This window comes from Pseudomonas tructae (assembly GCF_004214895.1).
Taxonomy (GTDB): Bacteria; Pseudomonadota; Gammaproteobacteria; order Pseudomonadales; family Pseudomonadaceae; genus Aquipseudomonas; species Aquipseudomonas tructae.
This window is the reverse complement of record NZ_CP035952.1, coordinates 1484773-1505418: the sequence shown is the minus strand read 5'-3', so window position 1 is coordinate 1505418 and position 20646 is coordinate 1484773. Positions and strand designations below refer to the sequence as shown.

At 61.4% G+C, this 20646-nt stretch carries 15 protein-coding genes; 6 read left to right on the top strand and 9 right to left on the bottom strand.

Going from position 1 to position 20646, the window contains the following annotated elements:
* Positions 1-62: 62 nt before the first annotated feature.
* Positions 63-1523, top strand: a complete 1461-nt coding sequence (gene mltF / locus EXN22_RS06850; protein WP_130263346.1) for a membrane-bound lytic murein transglycosylase MltF — start codon at positions 63-65, stop codon at positions 1521-1523.
* 78 nt (positions 1524-1601) lie between these two features.
* Here the strand turns inward: mltF and tadA are convergent, their stop codons facing one another.
* The 3 genes from tadA to EXN22_RS06835 form a co-directional block, all read right to left on the bottom strand.
* Complete coding sequence (tadA, locus tag EXN22_RS06845; RefSeq protein ID WP_130263345.1) at positions 1602-2084, bottom strand: tRNA adenosine(34) deaminase TadA; 483 nt, start codon at positions 2082-2084, stop codon at positions 1602-1604.
* A complete protein-coding gene (locus EXN22_RS06840) occupies positions 2084-3460 on the bottom strand; it encodes a multicopper oxidase family protein (RefSeq protein ID WP_130263344.1) in 1377 nt (458 codons plus the stop codon). Before EXN22_RS06840 ends, tadA begins: the two co-directional genes overlap by 1 nt.
* A gap of 116 nt (positions 3461-3576) precedes the next feature.
* Positions 3577-6153 carry a membrane-targeted effector domain-containing toxin gene (locus EXN22_RS06835; RefSeq protein ID WP_165392190.1) on the bottom strand — a complete coding sequence of 859 codons (2577 nt, stop codon included), beginning with the start codon at positions 6151-6153 and terminating at the stop codon, positions 3577-3579.
* A gap of 151 nt (positions 6154-6304) precedes the next feature.
* On the opposite strand from EXN22_RS06835, the gene EXN22_RS06830 reads away from it, so the two are divergent.
* Entirely contained in the window at positions 6305-9217 is a 2913-nt protein-coding gene (locus EXN22_RS06830; RefSeq protein ID WP_130263342.1) for a membrane-targeted effector domain-containing toxin, read from the top strand.
* Positions 9218-9276: 59 nt separating this feature from the next.
* On the opposite strand, the gene guaA is transcribed toward EXN22_RS06830, so the two are convergent.
* The 4 genes from guaA to EXN22_RS06810 form a co-directional block, all read right to left on the bottom strand.
* Positions 9277-10854 carry a glutamine-hydrolyzing GMP synthase gene (gene guaA, locus EXN22_RS06825; RefSeq protein WP_130263341.1) on the bottom strand — a complete coding sequence of 526 codons (1578 nt, stop codon included), beginning with the start codon at positions 10852-10854 and terminating at the stop codon, positions 9277-9279.
* Between the two features lie 79 nt (positions 10855-10933).
* Entirely contained in the window at positions 10934-12403 is a 1470-nt protein-coding gene (gene guaB, locus EXN22_RS06820; RefSeq protein ID WP_130263340.1) for an IMP dehydrogenase, read from the bottom strand.
* Between the two features lie 85 nt (positions 12404-12488).
* The gene (locus EXN22_RS06815) at positions 12489-13046 is read right to left on the bottom strand and encodes a sugar ABC transporter ATPase (protein ID WP_130263339.1); all 558 of its coding nucleotides are present in this window, start codon (positions 13044-13046) and stop codon (positions 12489-12491) included.
* Between the two features lie 18 nt (positions 13047-13064).
* Positions 13065-13847 (bottom strand): sulfite exporter TauE/SafE family protein, encoded by a 783-nt coding sequence (locus tag EXN22_RS06810; RefSeq protein ID WP_233281686.1) that lies wholly within the window; start codon positions 13845-13847, stop codon positions 13065-13067.
* A 102-nt stretch (positions 13848-13949) separates the two neighbouring features.
* Between EXN22_RS06810 and EXN22_RS06805 the strand changes: the two genes are divergently transcribed.
* The 4 genes from EXN22_RS06805 (at position 13950) to leuA (ending at position 19124) form a co-directional block, all read left to right on the top strand.
* Positions 13950-14924, top strand: a complete 975-nt coding sequence (locus tag EXN22_RS06805) for a LysR substrate-binding domain-containing protein (RefSeq protein WP_233281685.1) — start codon at positions 13950-13952, stop codon at positions 14922-14924.
* Positions 14925-14931: 7 nt separating this feature from the next.
* Positions 14932-16311 (top strand): exodeoxyribonuclease VII large subunit, encoded by a 1380-nt coding sequence (xseA, locus tag EXN22_RS06800; RefSeq protein ID WP_130263338.1) that lies wholly within the window; start codon positions 14932-14934, stop codon positions 16309-16311.
* 3 nt (positions 16312-16314) lie between these two features.
* A complete protein-coding gene (locus tag EXN22_RS06795) occupies positions 16315-17139 on the top strand; it encodes a peptidoglycan DD-metalloendopeptidase family protein (protein WP_130263337.1) in 825 nt (274 codons plus the stop codon).
* Positions 17140-17450: 311 nt separating this feature from the next.
* A complete protein-coding gene (gene leuA / locus EXN22_RS06790; protein ID WP_130263336.1) occupies positions 17451-19124 on the top strand; it encodes a 2-isopropylmalate synthase in 1674 nt (557 codons plus the stop codon).
* 61 nt (positions 19125-19185) lie between these two features.
* Here the strand turns inward: leuA and EXN22_RS06785 are convergent, their stop codons facing one another.
* Both EXN22_RS06785 and EXN22_RS06780 read right to left on the bottom strand, forming a co-directional pair.
* Positions 19186-19920, bottom strand: coding sequence for a monalysin family beta-barrel pore-forming toxin (locus EXN22_RS06785; protein ID WP_165392189.1), 735 nt, complete (start codon positions 19918-19920; stop codon positions 19186-19188).
* Between the two features lie 28 nt (positions 19921-19948).
* A complete protein-coding gene (locus EXN22_RS06780) occupies positions 19949-20641 on the bottom strand; it encodes a monalysin family beta-barrel pore-forming toxin (protein WP_130263334.1) in 693 nt (230 codons plus the stop codon).
* Positions 20642-20646: the final 5 nt, after the last annotated feature.

The window sequence follows — 20646 nt, the reverse complement described above, 5'->3', positions numbered from 1 at the left end:
AGCAGACAAGCAAACCGTTGTCGAGATATGGCGAGAACGGTCCTTTGCGTATACTGCAAGCTATGTTCGCCCAAACAGCTTTGCGCCAGCGTTGCGCCAAATGGCTCTTCGCAACCGGACTCTTCCTGATGCTCGGTGCCTGTGTTGAAAAACCCAGCACCCTCGAACGCGTCAAGGAGGATGGCGTGCTGCGCGTGATAACCCGCAACAGCCCGGCCACCTACTTCCAGGACCGCAACGGCGAAACCGGCTTCGAGTACGAGCTGGTCAAGCGTTTCGCCGACGATCTGGGCGTAGAGCTGAAGATCGAGACCGCTGACAACCTCGACGACCTGTTCAACCAGCTCGGCCAGCCTTCCGGCCCGGTGCTGGCGGCGGCAGGCCTGGTCAGCAGTGAACAACGCAAGTCGCAGGTGCGTTTTTCCCACCCCTACCTGGAAGTCACCCCGCAGATCATCTACCGCAACGGCCGCCCGCGCCCCACCGACGCCAAGGATCTGGTCGGCAAGAAGATCATGGTGCTCAAGGGCAGCACCCATGCCGAGCAGATGGCCGAGCTGAAAAAGCAGTATCCGGCGCTCGAATACGAAGAATCCGACGAGGTCGAGGTGGTTGACCTACTGCGCATGGTCGATGAAGGGCAAATCGACCTGACCCTGGTCGACTCCAATGAACTGGCGATGAACCAGGTCTACTTCTCCAAGGTCCGGGTGGCCTTCGACCTCGGTGATGCCCGCGACCAGCGCTGGGCCGTGGCCGCTGGCGAAGACAACAGCCTGCTCAACGAGATCAACGAGTTTCTCGACAAGGTGCAGAAAAATGGCACTTTGCAGCGTCTGAAAGATCGCTATTACGGGCACGTCGATGTACTGGGCTACGTAGGCGCCTATACCTTTGCCCAGCACTTGCAGCAGCGCCTGCCACGCTATGAGAAGGCCTTCCAGGCCTCGGCCAAGAAGGAACAGGTCGACTGGCGCCTGCTCGCCGCCATCGGCTACCAGGAGTCGATGTGGCAGGCCGAGGTCACCTCCAAGACCGGCGTGCGCGGCCTGATGATGCTGACCCAGCGCACCGCCCAGGCCATGGGCGTATCCAACCGCCTGGACCCGGTGCAAAGCATCCGCGGTGGCGCCAAGTACTTCATGTACGTCAAATCCCAGCTGGACGACAGCATAGAGGAGCCAGACCGTACCTGGTTCGCGCTCGCCGCCTACAACGTCGGCAGCGGCCATCTGGATGACGCGCGCAAGCTGGCCAAACGCGAAGGCCTGAACCCGAACAAGTGGCTGGACGTGAAGAAAATGCTGCCGCGCCTGTCGCAGAAGCAGTGGTACAGCAAGACCCGCTACGGTTATGCCCGTGGCGGCGAGCCGGTGCACTTCGTCGCCAACATCCGTCGTTACTACGACATCCTCACCTGGGTGACCCAGCCGCAGCTCGAAGGCAACCAGGTGGCCGAAGGCAGCCTGCATGTGCCGGGCGTGAACAAGACCAAGCCGACCGAGCAGCCTGCGCCGCTCTAAAGCTTCGCGGGGCAAGCCCGCTCCCAGAGGATCACCTCCACTCTGTGGGAGCGGGCTTGCCCCGCGATCAAGATCACCTCAGGCCTTCGCCCGCCGCGCCTTGAAGAACTCGGACAAAATAGTCCCGCACTCTTCTGCCAATACCCCACCCTCAAATATCACCCGATGGTTGAGAAAACCCTGGGTAAAGAACTGCCCCTGGCTCTGCACCACGCCGGCCTTGGGCTCCAGCGCGCCGTACACCACCCGATTGATCCGCGAGTGCACGATCAAGCCGGCGCACATGCTGCACGGCTCCAGCGTCACGTAGAGGGTACTGCCCGGCAGCCGGTAGTTGCTGGCCGCCTGGGCGGCGGCGCGAATGGCGACCATTTCGGCATGGGCGCTGGGATCGCTGCCGCTGATCGGGCAGTTGAAGCCCTGGCCAATCACCTGGCCATGCTGCACCAGCACCGCGCCCACCGGCACCTCGCCCATGGCCGCGCCCTGGGCAGCCAGTTCAAGGGCCAGGCGCATGAACTGCTGATCGCGGCTGCGATCAATGATCTGTGGCTGACGCATCAAGCCACCTCGATGGCGGCCATCAGGCCGGTTTCCATGTGGTCGATCACGTGACAGTGGAACATCCAGGTACCCGGGTTATCCGCCACCAGCGCCACTTGCGCGCGCTCGTTTCGGCCCAGCAGGTAGGTGTCGGTAAAATACGGTTCGACCTTGCGCTTGTTCGAGCCGATCACCTTGAAACTCATGCCGTGCAGGTGAATGGGGTGCTGGTACTGGGTCATGTTCTTCAGCTCGAAGATGTAGCTTTTACCCTTTTTCAGCGTGGCGATCGGCCGGTCGGCGCAGGTCTTGTCGGTAATGTCCCAGGCCTTGCCGTTGATCTGCCAGAGGCTCGGCGGCCTGCCGTTCTCGGTGTTCACCGAGACCGAGCCGACCCATTCGAAATTGAAGTTGAGCTTTTCGGCGTTGGCCAGGTCCGGCTCGGCAACCGGGTTGGCCGGCAAGGCTGGCGGCCAGTCACCGGCCGCGTCGCTGCTGGCCACCGAGCGCAGGGTGCCCAGGCGCACCGAGCCGTCACGCAGGGACAACTCTTCACCGGCCGGAGGCATCTTGATCGCCAGGCAAATACGCATGCCCGGCCCCAGCCAGTAGTCCTTGCCCAAAGGCCGTGGGGTGACCGGGTTACCGTCCAGGGCGTAGACCCGCGCCTCGAAGTTGCCTTTGAGGTTGATGCGGTAGGTCAGGGTATTGTCGAGATTGAGCAGGCGCACCCGCACGATCTGCCCGGCCGGCATCTCGACCACGGCGTTGGCCTGGCCATTGATGGTGATCAGCCGCCCGGCGGTACCGCCACGGGCAGCTTCTCGCGGGATGCTGAAAGGCAGGTAGGCGCCCTGCTCATCCACGTGCCAGTTTTTCAGGCTCAAGGTGCGTTCGTGCTTGAAGCCGGTGGGTTCGCGCTCCTCGACGATCAACGGGCCGACCAGGCCTTTACCCAACTCTTCGCTGCTGTTGACGTGCGGGTGATACCAATAGCTGCCGGCATCCGGCACACGGAACTTGTAGTCGAAGTACTCGCCCGGCAGCACCGGCAGTTGCGAGACATACGGCACGCCGTCCATCTCCAGCGGCAGGCGGATGCCGTGCCAGTGAATAGTGGTGGCCACCGGCAGGTGGTTGATGAAGCGCACCCGCAGCCATTGCCCCTGGCGTACCCGCAGTTCGGTGCCCGGCGCCGACGGGCCGAAGGCCCAGGCCTGGGTCTTGAACCCCGAGACCAACTCGACATCCAGCGGCGCGGCAATCAGCTCGTAATCATGCCCCGCCTCGTCGTCCACCTTGCCCAGCCAGTAACGCGCAGCGCCACCGGCGCCCAGGCCAACCACCACCAGGCCGGTCAGCCCCTTGAGCATCTGTCGACGGGTAAAAGACATGCAGCGGGCACCTCGTATAGCCAAACCAGTCAGCCAGCCCCCACAAAGGGCGCTGGCGATGAAGGGCAAATACGATACACCTGCAATTGAGAAATATTAAGTGAAGAGTTGTCGCATCAAGGTTGCAGGACGCCCGGCGGCGCAAGGGACGGGTCATGAAACTCGAACGGCTGTTCACGGACCATGATTGCCAGGCGCCAGTCCGCCCGGACCACGCCCTGGGGCCGGCCCATGGACGGCAGGTACCATTCCCCCGGATCTATCGTCATTTGCGTGCCCTGGCCCTGGCCGGCATCGACGATACGCACACTGACCACGTCCTCCAGTTGCGCCAGGCCCGGCACCCGCTTGTAGGTGCTGGCATGCGTGTCTCCGACAAGCGCCACCCACTTGCCTACCTCCGGCTGAGTACGGGTAGCGCGGATGATCTGGCTGGCGTGGTAGCTGAACACCTTGTGGCGCAGGACCTCTTGCAGATCCAGCCCGTCCAGCCGGTAGCTGGCGGCGCAGTCCAGCGCAACGATACGAATACTGCGGCGCGTAGCCTCCAAGACCACCTTGTAGAAGGTGTACACGGCCGTTGAATCCGTGGCGTGACCTTCGTCGAGGTCGCGCAGGTAGCCCCGTAACCTGTCAGTCATCTTGCCGACACGGTAAAGCACATCCAGGTCGCCCTGGTGCAAGTCGGTCAGCAGATGCTCCATGTACAAGGTGTCGACGCCACTGCGCGCCAGGGCCTTCATGTGCTTGATCAGAAAGTACTTACTGCTGATCGCCTGATGGGACTCACCGATCACCACGCCCTGGGCGTCGTCGTACAAGCGCTGAAACGATAGCCCAGCGGGCACCTGCGGATCAGGCACAGGCACCGGGGAGCGTGACAAGGTTGGCAACGTATCGATGTACTCGCTGGCGTCTTGCGTCAGCAGACCGCGAATTCTGCGAAAGTCATCCAGATCTGAATTGAATACAAAGTCCGGGTCATAAAAGGCTTCTGACAATAGCCTGCGGTTACTCCATTTGATCAGAGTTGCCAATGCAACACGCTGGCGCGGGGGCATGTGGTACCGGCTGAGCGTTGCCTCGCCACTAACTTCAATACCAGGCGGGAGGGGCCGTGAGCGCAAGCTGCCCAGGCATTGCCCACCGCCGCGCAGGCAGGCGCTTTCGATCAGTTCCCAACGCAGTTGCGCATTGAGCCGCACGGGGAAATTGCCATAAAAAGCAAAGGGATTGCGTGGGTCGACCACCAGCCAGGTCTTGAGCGAGGCGTCGTAGCGCACGCGATAAAGTACCCCCTGCAAACGAATGTACTGCCCCTGCTCGCCGGTCAGTATCCCCTGGGCCGATGGGATGACAGGTTCGGTCGGCGGCACCTCGAGCGGCGCCCTGAATGCTTCCAGCTCTTCATCCGCCGGGATGGCCTCCGGCAGCAGCAAGGTAAGATTCAGCACAATCTCAACACCTGAGACAATGGCGTCCACCAGGGCCGCCTGGCGCTCTGCCGGGTCCCGCGCATTGACCGCCTGGTCGATATTCAGGCCCAGTTTCGCCACGCCAGTCAGGATCACCGCCAGCGCAACTGGCCAGGACAGCGTGGCAACGGGCGTAGCCACCTGCAGCCCCGCCCGCAGGTAACCAATCCACAGTTGCTTGCGTAAGTCAGCATTGCTACGCAACTGCAAATCGGCCTCGGCCGCCATCCGTGTGTGGGTCTGTTTGACCAGCCAATCACAAGGGTCGCCGGAAACTGCCCGACGCTCCACCGCATCGGCCAACTGCTCATCCGTAACCTGGGCAATCCGCTTGAACCGGGCAACGCGCTGCGCAAGCGCTGCCGGCAACACCACCTCACCATAACTGGCCAGCTGCTTGCGGGCGGCCTGGTCGGTCACCCGGCTGCGCAACCAGCCATAGACACCTTCAGGCCCCTGGAAGCTCTCGAACACCTGCGCCCCACCGGGAACATAGAGAATCTGCCGACCGGACGGATGGGAAAACCACAGGATATTCACCAGGTCGTGTCCGGCGAAACGCAGGCAGTTGACCGACAACTCACCTTGAGCCGGTCGCAGCCCTGCGACATCTCGCAAGCGCAGTGCCATGGGCCGCTCAACTCCCAGCGCCTGAATCACCCAATGCAACTGCAAACGTGTGAGCTGCCCAGACTCGCAAGCCAGCGTGCCGGCGGCCAGGATGTTCAGGCGCACCACCGTTCTCAGGTCATCGCCCGAGGTCTTCCAGAAGGCTTGCAAGGCTTTGCGGTAAGCCGAGGCAAAATCCACCTGCCACAACGCCTGCAGCAACGCCGAGGGCGACAGGCGCACTTCATTGTGCTGATCGTAGCGCTGCGCCTGCGGCCCTTGCTGATAGAAGCCGCCCCAATTGTGCAGGACATCGGCATTGTCCTGATCGGCCACCCGAAAGCGGCGGATCAGCAGTTCGGTGAGGGTCATCGATTCCTCCGGCGGGCCCACGTGCTCCCAACCGGTAAAGCTGGTCGAACTGGACTGGGCATTGCCAAACCGGTGCCAGTAGATCTTGTCTGGATCGCCTTCGACCTTCATCGAGGCCAGGATCCGCCGCGCGGCCTGCCAAGCCATCAGGTGCAGATCCGGAAGTTGCCTCATCACCTGGGAGGTGAACTGGCTGAGGTGCGATTGCAAGGTGTTGCTGTCCAAAGTGGTATTCATTGCGGGTACTCCACAGTCATCAAGCCCTGACTGTGATAGCCCCTCATGTAGCCTTGGCGGTACATACATCAAGGCCCGGATACAACTATGTAGCGCCATCGATCGCTGACCGGCCCCCAATCTGGTTCCCTTCCGCCAAGAGAACCGCCCCATGTCCGACAAGCACGTACTACCTGTAATCAATGACCTGCAACTGACCCTGCACAAACTGGCCTCGAGCGTCGTTGAGCGATGCCCGGACATGTGGGAGATGGCCCGCGTGGCTGCTATAAAGATCCTCCACACCTATGGCCAGGGCGCCCACGCCCCGGACAAGGTGTACTGGCATCGCTTCGACAACGGCCAGAGCAACCCGCGCAGCTTCACTGGCTGGGAGCACGTCGGGCCGCCGCTGGAATCGGTCAGCCTCACGCAGTTGGTCATGCGCAGGTTCACCCCCCATGACCAGGACAACGCCGACCTGCTGGTCGACTGGGGCGGTTTCTACACCGACGACGCGCACGCCCATCTGTTCAACGAAAGCAATGAAGTGCCGCTGCTGCCCCAGGACGTGCTGCACGATTTCTGGACGCTCGACTTCGCCACGCAATTCAACACACGCCTGGATGAGTTCTGGACACAAGACAAGGATGCCTACCGGGCGCTGGCAAAAATCAACTTCCTTGCCAGAGCGTTCGAAGACCTTGACAGCGGTACCTTGCACCCCCGGCACTTCACATCGGTAATCAAAGCTGCAGCAAACAGCTTCAGCACCCCGGCCTCACTGGCAAAAATCCATCAACGGGATCAGGCCCCTGCGGGCTTGAGCATCCGTGCGCTGGATATCGGCGGCTACCAGGCCACCGATATCCTGCGCATCGTCGACGAACACGGGCATCAGATCATCTACATGCCTGATGAGGACGGCTCGTTTCATGTGTTTGAAACCGTGGCCGACCTGCACTGGTGGCTGCTGGCGCAAACCAATGATCCCGGCACGCTGCCGATCTTCATGTCGCACTTTCCGTTGTCCTCTTACACCGCCGACGGTACCGACGTCGGCCTGCACGAGGTGCTGATCACCTTGTTCATGTCCCATGCCCGAGGCGATCACAGCTGCATCAACCAGAAGGACCTGGCGATTAACGGCGATCCTTTCGACTGGCTGAGCGATCAGGCACGCGAACGCATGCACAAGGAGGCGAAAAACGCCTTGCACAGCAATGCCCAGTTGCGCAAAAAGCTCTGGATCGGCTACTTGAGCAGCACGGCCAACCTCACCGGTGCCCTGGGCATGCTGTGCTGGCCCGTGGCGCTAGCCGCCGTAGGCGCCGACCTGGCCAGCCTGGGCCTGAACATCGACCAGGCGGTCAACGGGCGCAATACCGCCGAGCGCAAGGCCGGTGTGACGGGCGCCATCTTCAGCAGCATCGACGCCCTGCTCAACACACTGGTAATAGTCGGCGCCGCGGGCGAGCTCAAGGCCCTGGGCGAAGACTCGCGACTAGCCGAAGCCAAGGCCGTGCCGCCTCTGCCCCTGGAACCGGTGCCGCTACCCGCGCACCTGGCGGTCGAACTGGAACGCAATCCGCTCAATGACTTTGTGGCCAATGTGCTACTGAGCGACGAAGCGTTGGTCAACCAGGGCATGCTTGCTGGCGTGTACAACCCCGGAGATGGCAACTTCTACATTCAACTCGACGAACTGCCCTATCAGGTCCGCTACATCGGTGAACTCAAGACCTGGGCCATCGTAGACCCCGGCGAACCCTTCTCGTTCTTTCGCCACTATCCGGTCGAACTGCAAGCCGACGGCCACTGGACCCTGCGTGACAAACCCGGGCTGCGGGGCGGCAGCGGCAGGTTCTTTGGCCGCAGGCTCTGGGGCAGTACACGCACCGCCGCTGCCCCCCTGCCTCCGCCCGCAACCCCCTACGACATACCCGAGGCCCTGCGGGCGAAACTGGCCGATGTCGCCGCCGCACCACAGTACTACCGAGAAGGAATGGTCAACATACGCGACTCTACGTTTGCCGAGGCAAGTGCCCGCTTCGAGCAACTGCGCAAAAACCTTCTGGACGATACCGAGGCCTTTTTTGATCAGTATGCACAAGCGCCACGCCCGACTGCTCCGACACTGGAGGCGAACACCCCGGCCAAAGGCATCATCAAGTCGATCTATGCTCAAACCGATGGTCTGGTTATCGGTGAAACCCACGACTCCATCGCCAGCAAAAAATTCCTGATCGACAACATGGCCACGTTAAGCAAGCAGAAAGTCAAAACCCTGTACTTCGAACACCTGATGGCAGACATGCACGCCAGTGGGCTGGAGGCGTTCAACCGCACCGGCATGATGGATGAAACGCTGCTGCGCTATGTACGGCGCCTGGACGCAGGGCACGGCACCGACGCACTCGGCAACTACACCTTCGAAGCAGTGCTCAAAAGTGCCAACGAACATCATATTCAGGTCCGGGCGATCGACTGCTTGAGCAGCTATGTACAAAACGACCTGCCCCGCCTGGTCGTCCATGCGCGACAGAAGATGATGAACTTCTACGCCAGCAATACCATTAGCGCCGACCAGCAACTCAATGGCCCCCATCGCTGGGTGGCGCTGATTGGCAACAGCCACAGCAATACGTTCGAGGGCGTGCCGGGGGTCAGCGAAATGAATCACGCCATCGGCCTGCGCGTTGCCGATACCCCCTTGGGTACTGCCACCAGCATCGGTGAAGACGCGGGTGATTATCTCAAGACCAGTCTACTCTCCAATACTACTGCCTTCGTCAAGGGCGACCTGCTACTGAGCATCGCCACAAAACCTGCGGCGATAGCGGCCGACACGGCCGCCCGCCTGCCCCGGGCGGGCATGTTCCTTATTGATACCCGTACTGATCCGCACTCGCTGGTGCACCGCAGCAAGACAGGCGAACTGGTCGGCACGGCGATTGAACATTCGCGCAGCGGGGTCAAGGTCACCCGCCACGGCTGGCCAACCGTCAGCGGCCGCTGGTACCGCGACGAGGAAGGCCTGGCCCGGGCCCTACGCGCGGTACTGGGCATGCGTCGGGCGACCTAAGCTTAGTTGCAGCTAGCAAAAAGGGCGCCGAAGCGCCCTTTTTGTTGTTTAGCTAACTGTCATTCCCACTCGATGGTCGCCGGCGGCTTGCTCGACACATCGTAGGTCACCCGCGAGATACCTTCGATCTCGTTGATGATCCGGCCGCTGACGGTTTCCAGTAGTTCATAAGGCAGGTGCGCCCAACGGGCGGTCATGAAGTCGATGGTTTCCACCGCACGCAGGGCCACGACCCAGGCGTAACGACGGCCGTCACCGACCACGCCCACCGATTTCACCGGCTGGAACACCACGAAGGCCTGGCTGACCTTGTGGTACCAGTCGGCCTTGCGCAGTTCTTCGATGAAGATGTGGTCGGCGCGACGCAGCAGGTCGGCGTATTCCTTCTTCACTTCACCAAGGATCCGCACGCCCAGGCCCGGGCCCGGGAACGGGTGACGGTAGACCATGTCGTACGGCAGGCCCAGTTCCAGGCCAAGGCGACGGACCTCGTCCTTGAACAGTTCGCGCAGCGGCTCGACCAGCTTGAGGTTCATCTCTTCTGGCAGGCCACCGACGTTGTGGTGCGACTTGATCACGTGGGCCTTGCCGCTCTTGGCGCCTGCCGACTCGATCACGTCCGGGTAGATGGTGCCCTGGGCCAGGTACTTGATGTTGTGCAGCTTGGTCGACTCGGCATCGAACACGTCGATGAAAGTACGGCCGATGATCTTGCGCTTCTTCTCAGGGTCGGCTTCGCCGGCCAGGTTGCCGAGGAACTGATCTTCGGCGTTGGCGCGGATCACCTTGACGCCCATGTTCTCGGCGAACATGGCCATTACTTGCTCGCCTTCGTGCAGGCGCAGCAGGCCGTTGTCGACGAATACGCAGGTCAGCTGGTCGCCGATGGCCTTGTGCAGCAGGGCTGCAACCACCGAGGAGTCAACGCCGCCGGACAGGCCGAGCAGGACGTTGTCAGTGCCGACCTGGGCACGGACCTGGGCAATCGCGTCTTCGGCAATTTTCGACGGGGTCCACAGGGCTTCGCAGCCGCAGACGTCGAGGATGAAGCGCGAAAGGATACGACCGCCCTGCTTGGTGTGGGTCACTTCCGGGTGGAACTGCACGCCGTAGTAGCCACGGGTGTCGTCGGCCATGCCGGCGATCGGGCAGCTCGGGGTGCTGGCCAGGATGTGGAACTCTTGCGGGATGCGGGTGACCTTGTCACCGTGGCTCATCCACACGTCCAGGCCGAACACGCCATCGGCGTCGACGTGGTCTTCGATGCCGTCGAGCAGACGGCTCTTGCCGACCACATCAACGCGGGCATAACCGAACTCACGCAGCTCGGAACCTTCCACCTTGCCGCCCAGCTGTTCGGCCATGGTCTGCATGCCGTAGCAGATGCCGAATACCGGTACGCCCAGGTCCCAGACGGCCTGTGGCGCGCGCGGGCTGTTGGCTTCGTGCACCGACTCGGGGCCGCCGGCGAGGATGATGCCGCGCGGGGCGAATTCGCGAATCGCTTCATCGTCCATGTCGAACGGGTGCAGCTCGCAATACACGCCGATCTCGCGCACGCGGCGGGCAATCAGCTGGGTGTACTGGGAACCGAAGTCGAGGATCAGGATGCGGTGAGCGTGAATGTCGAGGGCCATGACTCAATCTCGTCAGTGGAAATCGGAAACGACGCGGGGCTGTCGATAACAGCCCCGCTAGCAAGTGTTGCCTGAAGCATCAACCTACGCGGTAGTTTGGCGCTTCTTTGGTGATCTGTACGTCATGCACGTGGGACTCGGCCATGCCGGCACCGGTGATACGCACGAACTCAGGCTTGGTGCGCATCTCTTCGATGTTGGCGCTGCCGGTGTAACCCATCGAGGAACGCAGGCCACCCATCAGCTGGTGGATGATCGCGGTCAGGGTGCCCTTGTACGGCACACGGCCTTCGATACCTTCCGGCACCAGCTTCTCGGCGCCGGCCGAGGAGTCCTGGAAGTAACGGTCGGAGGAGCCCTGGGCCTGGGACATGGCGCCCAGCGAACCCATGCCACGGTACGCCTTGTAGGAGCGACCCTGGAACAGCTCGATCTCGCCCGGGGCCTCTTCGGTACCAGCGAACATCGAACCCATCATCACGGCCGAAGCACCGGCCACGATGGCCTTGGACAGGTCACCGGAGAAGCGGATGCCACCGTCGGCGATCAACGGGATGCCTGTGCCTTCGAGGGCGGCGGCGACGTTGGCGATGGCGCTGATCTGCGGCACACCGACACCGGCGACGATGCGGGTGGTGCAGATCGAGCCAGGGCCGATACCGACCTTGACCGCGTCAGCGCCGGCTTCGGCCAGGGCCTTGGCGGCAGCGCCGGTTGCGATGTTGCCACCGATGACCTGAACCTGCGGGAAGTTCTCCTTGACCCAGCGAACGCGATCGATCACGCCCTTGGAGTGACCGTGAGCGGTGTCGACCACCACCACGTCAACACCGGCGGCAACCAGTGCGGCAACACGGTCAGCGGTGTCTTTGCCGGTGCCGACTGCGGCGCCGACGCGCAGGCGACCCTGGTCGTCCTTGCTCGCCAGCGGGTAGGCCTTGGCTTTTTCGATGTCGTTGACGGTCATCATGCCCTTGAGGGCAAAGTTGTCGTCGACGATCAGTACGCGCTCGATGCGGTGCTTGTGCAGCAGCTCGCGGGCTTCGTTCTTGTCGGCGCCTTCCTTGACAGTGACCAGGCCTGCTTTAGGCGTCATCACTTCACGGACGGTGGCATCCAGACGGTTTTCGAAGCGTACGTCGCGGGAGGTGACGATGCCGACCAGGTCGCCATCGTGCAATACCGGAACGCCGGAGATGTTGTTCAGGCGGGTCAGTTCGAACAGGTCACGGACCGTGGCGTCAGCCTCGATGGTGATCGGGTCCTTGACCACGCCAGCCTCGAACTTCTTGACCTTGCGCACTTCGGCAGCCTGCTGCTCGATGGTCATGTTCTTGTGGATGATGCCGATGCCGCCTTCCTGGGCCATGGCAATGGCCAGGCGGGCTTCGGTCACGGTATCCATGGCGGCAGAGACCAACGGAATATTCAGCTCGATGCCACGGGTCAAACGGGTCTTGAGACTGACTTCATTAGGTAGCACCTCGGAATAACCAGGCACTAGGAGAATGTCGTCGAAGGTCAGGGCTTCTTGGCTGATACGCAGCATCGCGGGGGCTCCCGGGCGGGAAAAATGGAAGCGCGCCATTATACTCATCCGGTGCCCTTCGCTCAATGCAAAGATGGGCCTTCGGTCAGTTACCTGCGTGGTTTACCTGTACCACCGCCACCGGCTGGTCGAGCCAATCGGCGAAATTGTCCAGAAAAGCCTGCTTGAACCCCGCCGCACTCCAGTTATTGAAGATGAAACCCAGGTTGGAAAATGCGCAAGGCTGAAGGAACAGAAAGCCGTTGATGTCGTCTTCATGGCCGCACAGCGGGCAGACGAAGTTTTCCGTGCGCCCGGGCATCCAGTCTTCCAGGCTTTCGAACAGCGCCACACCGACTTCCTTGCGGCATTCGGCGCAGCCGGCTTCTTCGAGAAAGTCTTGGGTCGGGGTATAGATGCAGCGCTTGGTGATCACCTCAAGGCCATTGACCGGCTGACCGAATGGCAGCAGTTCGGGGTGCTTGACCACCTTGCGCGCACCTTCGGCGATGGCATAGGCCATGCGGTTGCCTGTGCTACCGCAGGTGCTCAGTTGTTCCTCGATGACTTTCTCGCGCACCAGCCAGCGCAGGATCGCCCGGGCGCGGGCTTCATGTACGGGAACGGTGGAAATCTTCGGGACAATAATGCTCTGGGTCGTCATGACAGCGGCCAAACAGGTTCAAAGCTGCCAGTTTACCTCACTCAGGTAGCGGCCGATCAGGGCAATGCCGCTGGCCAGCACCAGCCAGGTGACCAGGCGCACGAAGGTTTCGCGCGACATGTTCAGGGTCAGGCGCCGGCCCAGGTACACCCCGGCCAGCATCATCGGCGCCAGGCACAGCGCCAGCAGCAACAGCGGCAGGTCGGCGTACACCCCGGCGATCAGGAACAGGCTCAGGCGCACCACGGTGCTGCAGCTGATCAGCGCGCTCTGGGTGGCCCGCGCCTGCTCCTTGGAGGGCAGACGGGCATTGAGGTAAATGGCGTAAAGGAAGCCGCCGCTGCCGAACAAGGCACCGAACAGGCCACCCACCGTTCCCATCGGCACCGACCAGGCGGCCGACAACTGCGCAGGCTTGACCTTCACCGCCAGGCTGTACAAGGCATAGGCACTGATAAAGAGCCCCATCAACAGCAGTAACAGATCGGACTTGAGGTTGAGCAAAAACACCACGCCCAGGGTACAACCCAGCGCCATGCACGGCAGCAGGCGCATCAGCTCCGGGCGCGCCACGGCCTTGCGCGCCGGCAGCCAATTACCAAAGGCGGCGACAAAATCCAGCAACACCAGCAACGGGATGATCCGTGACAACGGCATGAAGTTGATCAGAACCGGGCCGGCCACCAGCGCAGTGCCGAAGCCGGCGATGCCAAAGACGATATAGGCCGCGCCAATGCCCAGCAGGATCGGCAGCCAGTCGAGGGAAGTAAAGGGTAATTGGGCAAACAGGGTCGAGAGCATGGCGGTCTTCACCAATGAATGTGTGGAAACTTTAGCTACCAGCAAGCCATGCCGACTAATATGCATTTACCGCGCAAGCCATCTTGAAACGGCATAGCTAAGATGATTTCTACCCGCCAGTTGCGTTACTTCGTCGAAATCGCCGAAAGCGGCAGCTTCAGCGCCGCTGCCGAGCGCCTGTTCATTGCCCAGTCGGCCCTGAGCCGACAAGTCAAGGAGCTGGAGTCGCAACTCGACACCCTGCTGTTCGAACGTACGGCACGCCAACCGCGACTCACTGCAGCGGGCCAGGCCTTTTTGCCACGAGCTCGCACCCTGCTGGCGGATCTGGAAAAAGCCCAGCGCCTGGCCCGGGAAATTGGCCAGGGCCTGCATGGCAGCCTGCGCCTCAATCATTCCAGTACCGTGCCGCTGACTGGGCAGTTGCTGGTGCGGCTCAGCGGCTATCTGCATGACAACCCCGGGGTATCGATGGAAATCGCCCAGCAGTCCTCCGAAGCGCAGCTTGAGGAGTTGGCCAACGGACGCCTGGAGCTTGGCCTGCTGCGCCTGCCCGTGTTGCGTCAGCATGAAAGCCTGTGCGTGCAGCCATTGTTCGAAGAACCGCTACTGCTGGCGGTCGCCGAGCATCATCCGCTGGCGCGGGAAAGCCGCGTGCACCTGGCGCAACTGCGTGAAGAAGCCTTTATATCCATCCCCCATCGCCAGCGTGGCGGCCTGAGTTACCTGTCTGCCGAGTTGTGCATGGCTCATGGGTTCTTTCCTCGGGCAGCAAGGGTGGTGTCGCGCAAGACCACCCAGTTGCAACTGATTCAGGCGGGGTTTGGCGTGGCCTTGTTGCCGCAGTGCATGCAGGAGATCGCCCCGCCGTCACTGCGCTTCATCGCCCTGGCGGACGCGGGTTGCAGCAGTACGGTGGCGCTGGCCTTTCGACGTGATTCAGGGGCGTTGGTTGAGCAGTGTGTTGAGCATATGGCCTCATCGCGGGGCAAGCCCGCTCCTACAGAGAATAAAGCGTCTGTGGGAGCGGCGATGCGGCGCCCGGACTTGCCCCGCGATTGCCACAATCCTTTATGATGCAGCCATGATCAAAGACCCCTTCGAAAGACTCGGTCTGGACCGCGAAGTCCTGACCGTCAGCCAACTCAACGGCCGCGCCCGGGTGCTGCTTGAAGATGTGTTCCGCAATGTCTGGGTCGAAGGCGAGATATCCAACCTCGCCCGCCCGGCCTCCGGCCATGTCTACTTCACCCTCAAGGACAGCGGCGCCCAGGTACGCTGCGCACTGTTTCGCCAGAACGCCGCGCGGGTTCGTCAGGCCCTGCGCGATGGCCTGGCGGTCAAGGTGCGCGGCAAGGTCTCGCTGTTCGAGGGGCGTGGCGACTACCAACTGATTCTCGACACGGTCGAGCCGGCCGGTGATGGCGCCCTGCGCCTGGCCTTCGAAGCGCTGAAGGAAAAACTCGGCGCCGAAGGTCTGTTCAGTGCCGAAAACAAGCAGCCCCTGCCCACGCATCCGCAGCGCATAGGCATCGTCAGCTCGCCCACTGGCGCGGTGATCCGCGACATCATCAGCGTGTTCCGCCGCCGTGCGCCCCAGGTCGAACTGACCCTGATCCCTACCGCTGTGCAAGGCCGCGAAGCCATCGGGCAGATCGTCCGCGCCTTGCAGCTGGCCGACAGCCGTGGCTTCGACGCGCTGATCCTGGCCCGTGGCGGCGGCTCGCTGGAAGACCTCTGGTGCTTCAACGAAGAAGCCGTGGCCCGTGCCATCGCTGCCTGCAAGACGCCGATCGTCAGCGCCGTCGGCCATGAAACCGATGTCTCGATCAGTGATTTCGTTGCCGACGTGCGCGCCCCGACGCCGTCTGCCGCCGCCGAACTTCTGGCTCCGGACAGCAACGACCTGCAACGGCGCATCGACAGCCTCAAGCGCCGCCTGCTGCTGCGCATCCAGAGCCGCCTGACCCACGACCGCCTGCGCCTGGACGGCCTGACCCGACGCCTGCGCCACCCCGGCGAACGCCTGCGCCAGCAAGCCCAGCGCCTGGACGATCTGGACATGCGCCTGCGCCGCGCCTTCGAACAGCGCCTCAACCAGCGCCGCGAACGCCTCGCACGCCTGGACACGCGCCTGGCCGCGCAGCACCCCGGACGCACCTTGGCACTGCTCAAGCAGCGCCTGGACAGCCTCGCCGAACGCCTGCCGCGGGCCATGCGCGAAACCCTCAAGGATCGCCGCCAACGCCTGCAGGCGCAGGTGCAGACCCTGCACGTGGTCAGCCCCCTGGCAACCCTGGGGCGTGGCTATAGCATCCTCCTCGACGAGCGCGGCCAGGCCATCCGCACTGCCGCCCAGACCCACAACGGCCAGCGCCTGACCGCCCGCCTGGGCGAGGGTGAACTGCAGGTGCGGGTCGAAGACAACCACCTGACACCGGTCACGCTCTCTTTACTGGACTGAATCATGCCCCGTTTATTCGCCCCCCTGTTGCTACTGTGCCTGGCATTCGCCAGCAGCGCCCAGGCCAGCTACATCACCCGTCAACTGAACAAGCCGGTGCCGGGCGGTGTGGCCGTCGTCGACCTGGGCCCGGCCGCCACTGCGCCCAGCGCACGCTTCGACGGCAAGCCGGTGCTGGTGGTCAAGGAACAGGACACCTGGCTGGCCATCGTCGGCCTGCCGCTGACGCAAAAGCCCGGCACCGCACAACTCACCCAGGGCAGCCGAACCCTGAACTTCAGCGTCGCCAGCAAGAAGTACCCCGAGCAACGCATCACCTTGAAGAACAAGCGCCAGGTCAATCCCGACCCGGCCGACCTCAAGCGCATCGACGCCGAGCTTGCCGAGCAGATCAAGGCTTACCGCAGCTTCAGCCCTACCCTGCCGAGCAATCTGATCCTCGACAAGCCGGTCAACGGCCCACTGTCGAGCAAGTTCGGCGTGCGCCGCTTCTTCAACGGCGAAGAACGCAACCCGCACGCCGGCCTGGATTTCGCCGTACCCGCCGGCACGCCGATCAAGACCCCGGCCAATGGCAAGGTGATCCTGATCGGCAATTACTTCTTCAACGGCAACACCGTGTTCGTCGACCACGGCCAGGGCTTTATCAGCATGTTCTGCCATATGTCGAAAATCGACGTCAAACCCGGCCAGCAACTGAGCCGCGGCGCCGTGGTTGGCCGCGTCGGCGCGACCGGGCGCGCCACCGGCCCGCACATGCACTGGAACGTCAGCCTCAATGATGCCCGGGTGGATCCGGCGATCTTCATCGGCGCCTTCCAGCCCTGACACCGCGCTTGCGCCAATCAAAAAGACCGCGCAACTGGCGCGGTCTTTTTATTCGTATGCAGCCATAAAATCTCGATAAATAGCTTTTTTTAAGCATTCCTCTCAATCTTTTTCCAAGACTTGCCATCTTTAACCCCACTGGTTAGGGTTGAAGCCATGAAAACCTTTCAGACCCTCATCCTGCTTCGTCAACATCGCAGCCTCTGCCTGGTCAGTGCACGACTACCAAGCTGAATCGCGTCGCCTCGCCTATTCATCTCGTTTTCGTCCGGCGGGCCCCTTTCAAGGCCGCACATTCAAGGATTGCTTTCATGACCATGCTCAAAGACCCTTCGAAAAAATACAGCGCCTTCGCCACCGTCAACTTGCCGGACCGCACCTGGCCTTCGAAGACCATCAGCCAGGCGCCGATCTGGTGCAGCTCGGACCTGCGCGATGGCAACCAGTCGTTGATCGAGCCCATGGATGCGGCGAAGAAGCTGCGCTTCTGGAAGACCCTGGTCAGCGTTGGCGTGAAAGAAATCGAAGCCTCGTTCCCCTCCGCATCGCAAACCGACTTTGACTTCGTGCGCACCCTGATCGAAGACGGCCACATTCCTGATGACACCACCATCCAGGTGCTGACCCAGGCCCGTGAAGATTTGATCGCACGCACCTTCGAATCCCTGCGCGGGGCGAAGAAGGCCATCGTTCACCTGTACAACGCCACCAGCCCGTCGTTCCGCCGGATTGTCTTCAACCAGGACAAGCAAGGCGTCAAGGACATCGCGGTGAACGCGGCGAAACTGTTCGTCAAATATGCCGCCCAGCAGCCGCACACCCAGTGGACCTTCCAGTACTCACCGGAAACCTTCAGCGCCACTGAGCTTGAGTTCGCCAAGGAAGTCTGCGATGCGGTGATCGAGGTGTGGAACCCGACACCTGAACACAAGATCATCCTCAACCTGCCGGCCACCGTCGAAGTCTCGACGCCGAACATCTACGCCGACCAGATCGAGTGGTTCGGCCGTAACGTCAACCGCCGCGATAGCGTGATCATCAGCCTGCACACCCACAACGACCGTGGCACCGGAGTTGCCGCCACCGAGCTGGGCCTGATGGCCGGCGCCGATCGCGTCGAGGGCTGCCTGTTCGGCAACGGCGAACGTACTGGCAACGTCGACCTGGTGACCCTGGCATTGAACCTCTACACCCAGGGCATCAACCCTGAGCTGGATTTCTCCGACATCGACGGCGTGCGCAAGGTGGTCGAGGAGTGCAACCAGATTGCCGTGCATCCACGTCATCCGTACGTGGGCGACCTGGTGCACACCGCATTCTCCGGCTCGCACCAGGATGCCATCCGCAAAGGCTTCACCCAGCAGAAAGACGACGCCAAGTGGGAAGTGCCATACCTGCCGATCGACCCGGCCGACATCGGCCGCAGCTACGAGGCGGTGATCCGCGTCAACAGCCAGTCGGGCAAGGGCGGCATCACCTACCTGCTCGAACAGGAGTACGGCATCAGCCTGCCACGGCGCATGCAGATCGAGTTCAGCCAGGTGGTGCAAGGTGAAACCGACCGCCTGGGCCTGGAAATGACCGCCCAGCAGATCCACTCGCTGTTGCACCGCGAGTACCTGCAAGCCAACGCGCCGTACGCGCTGGTCAGCCACCGCCTGCAGGAAGAGAACGGCAACAGTGCAGTGGAAGTGGAAGTCGCCGGTGAAGGCGAGACCACTCTGCACTGGCGCGGCAAGGGCAACGGCGCCCTCGAAGCCCTGGTGGCCGGTTTGCCGATCGCCGTGGAGATCATGGACTACAACGAGCATGCCATCGGCGCCGGCACCAACGCCAAGGCTGCGGCCTACATCGAGCTGCGTGTGGCCGGTGGCCGCCCGGTGCACGGTGTGGGTATCGATGAAAACATCACCACCGCCAGCTTCAAAGCCCTGTTCAGCGCCCTGAACCGCTCGTTGAGCCAGCAGGCAGCGAAAGCAGCATAAAAGGTACGAACAAAAAAACCGCATCGGTCGATGCGGTTTTTTTGTGCTTGGTGTTTCTTACTCAATAACGCCCGCCAGGCAAATCACCCGCCCTGAAGTCGAAACCAAAGCGCCCGCCATTCATTTCAGGATCATATCCTTGCATCAGCAGCGCCACTTGAGCTTCCTCCCAACCTACCGGCATGACGGAGTGCTCCGAAACTACCGGCACGACGGTATCGGTGGCAATCGAAGAGAGAAAGAACAAGTCTTTTCTGCCCTTGACGTCCAGTACTTTAGCGTACCTGAACCGAGAGGCGAGTTCGCCTGCAGACGTAACACAGTGGGCATACACAATGTTTACCTGATATACATTGAATACACCGGGCCCTTCTATTTCCAACTTCTGAGTGCGTGCCGTCGTCCCAAAAATCCCCTGCGAAGTACCGATCGACGCCTTGATGCTCAGGCCGCACGCTACTATAAAGCCAGCCCCTATACTCACCTCGGTTTCCAAGGTTGCGGTAAAGGAACGGCTATAGCCTTCAGTCACAGCCACCTCTTGAGTATGCTTTACTTTGGTCGGCACGCGCACCGTATTCAAATGGCTAAGATAAGCCATGACCGGTACACTGTAAGTCTGCCAGGTCCGTTTCGCCACTGCCATATCACCGCGCAGTGTAGGGCCTAGCATCAGACAACCCGGGCGCACGACTTCGTCTTGCTCGCCGAACAGGTAATTCTCAATTTCATAGTTGCCTTTCTTGTACGGAAAGTTGCGAATTTCAGCAACCACATTCTTATCGATAACACTCATAGGTACCCCCTCATATTCCATGGGTCGTTCAATAGCGGTGGCTACTTGACTGACAGGCCTGTGCATCGAACTGCCAACGATCTTGCCTGGCCCCATCCAGCACTAGCCCCTGCACTGTCTCCCACCCCATAGGGTCTATGGCGAACTCGCGCTGTATCGCAAAAACATTAGCGAAGGCGATTGAAGAGACCAGGATCGATTGATCTTTGATTTTGACAAAGCGACGGGCGAGTTTGGGGTTGTGCTCGACCAATGCGTTTTCGTTAGCGTACGGAGCATGCGCATACGCCATGTGCATCTGGTAGACAGCAAAGTCGCCTATACCCTTCAAATAAAGCTGTTGGGATTGCTGATGAGTCGCCCCCCAGAGTGAGGCAGGCGCAAAACCACCGACAATCTCGGACAGGCCGTTCACACGCTCAATCGCAGGGTCAACTTCAAACGACAGGCCCAATGAAGTTAGAAAATGCGCACTCAACCCACGACTGCAGACGTGTGAGTGTGAAAAAGCGTCTTCCCCATTACTCCTGATCATGCCGCAATACACGAGGTAGGCATATATAGGCCTTGTGTAATATTCAAGGACACTCCTCCCTATAGAAATCTTGCCCACTACCGTGTGACCCTGAACCCAGCCTCCTGCTTTAAGATCTGCCCCACCAAACAAATGCCTTTCGATTGCGTAGGTACCTTTCAACATTGATTGCTCTTGAGCATCCATTGCCA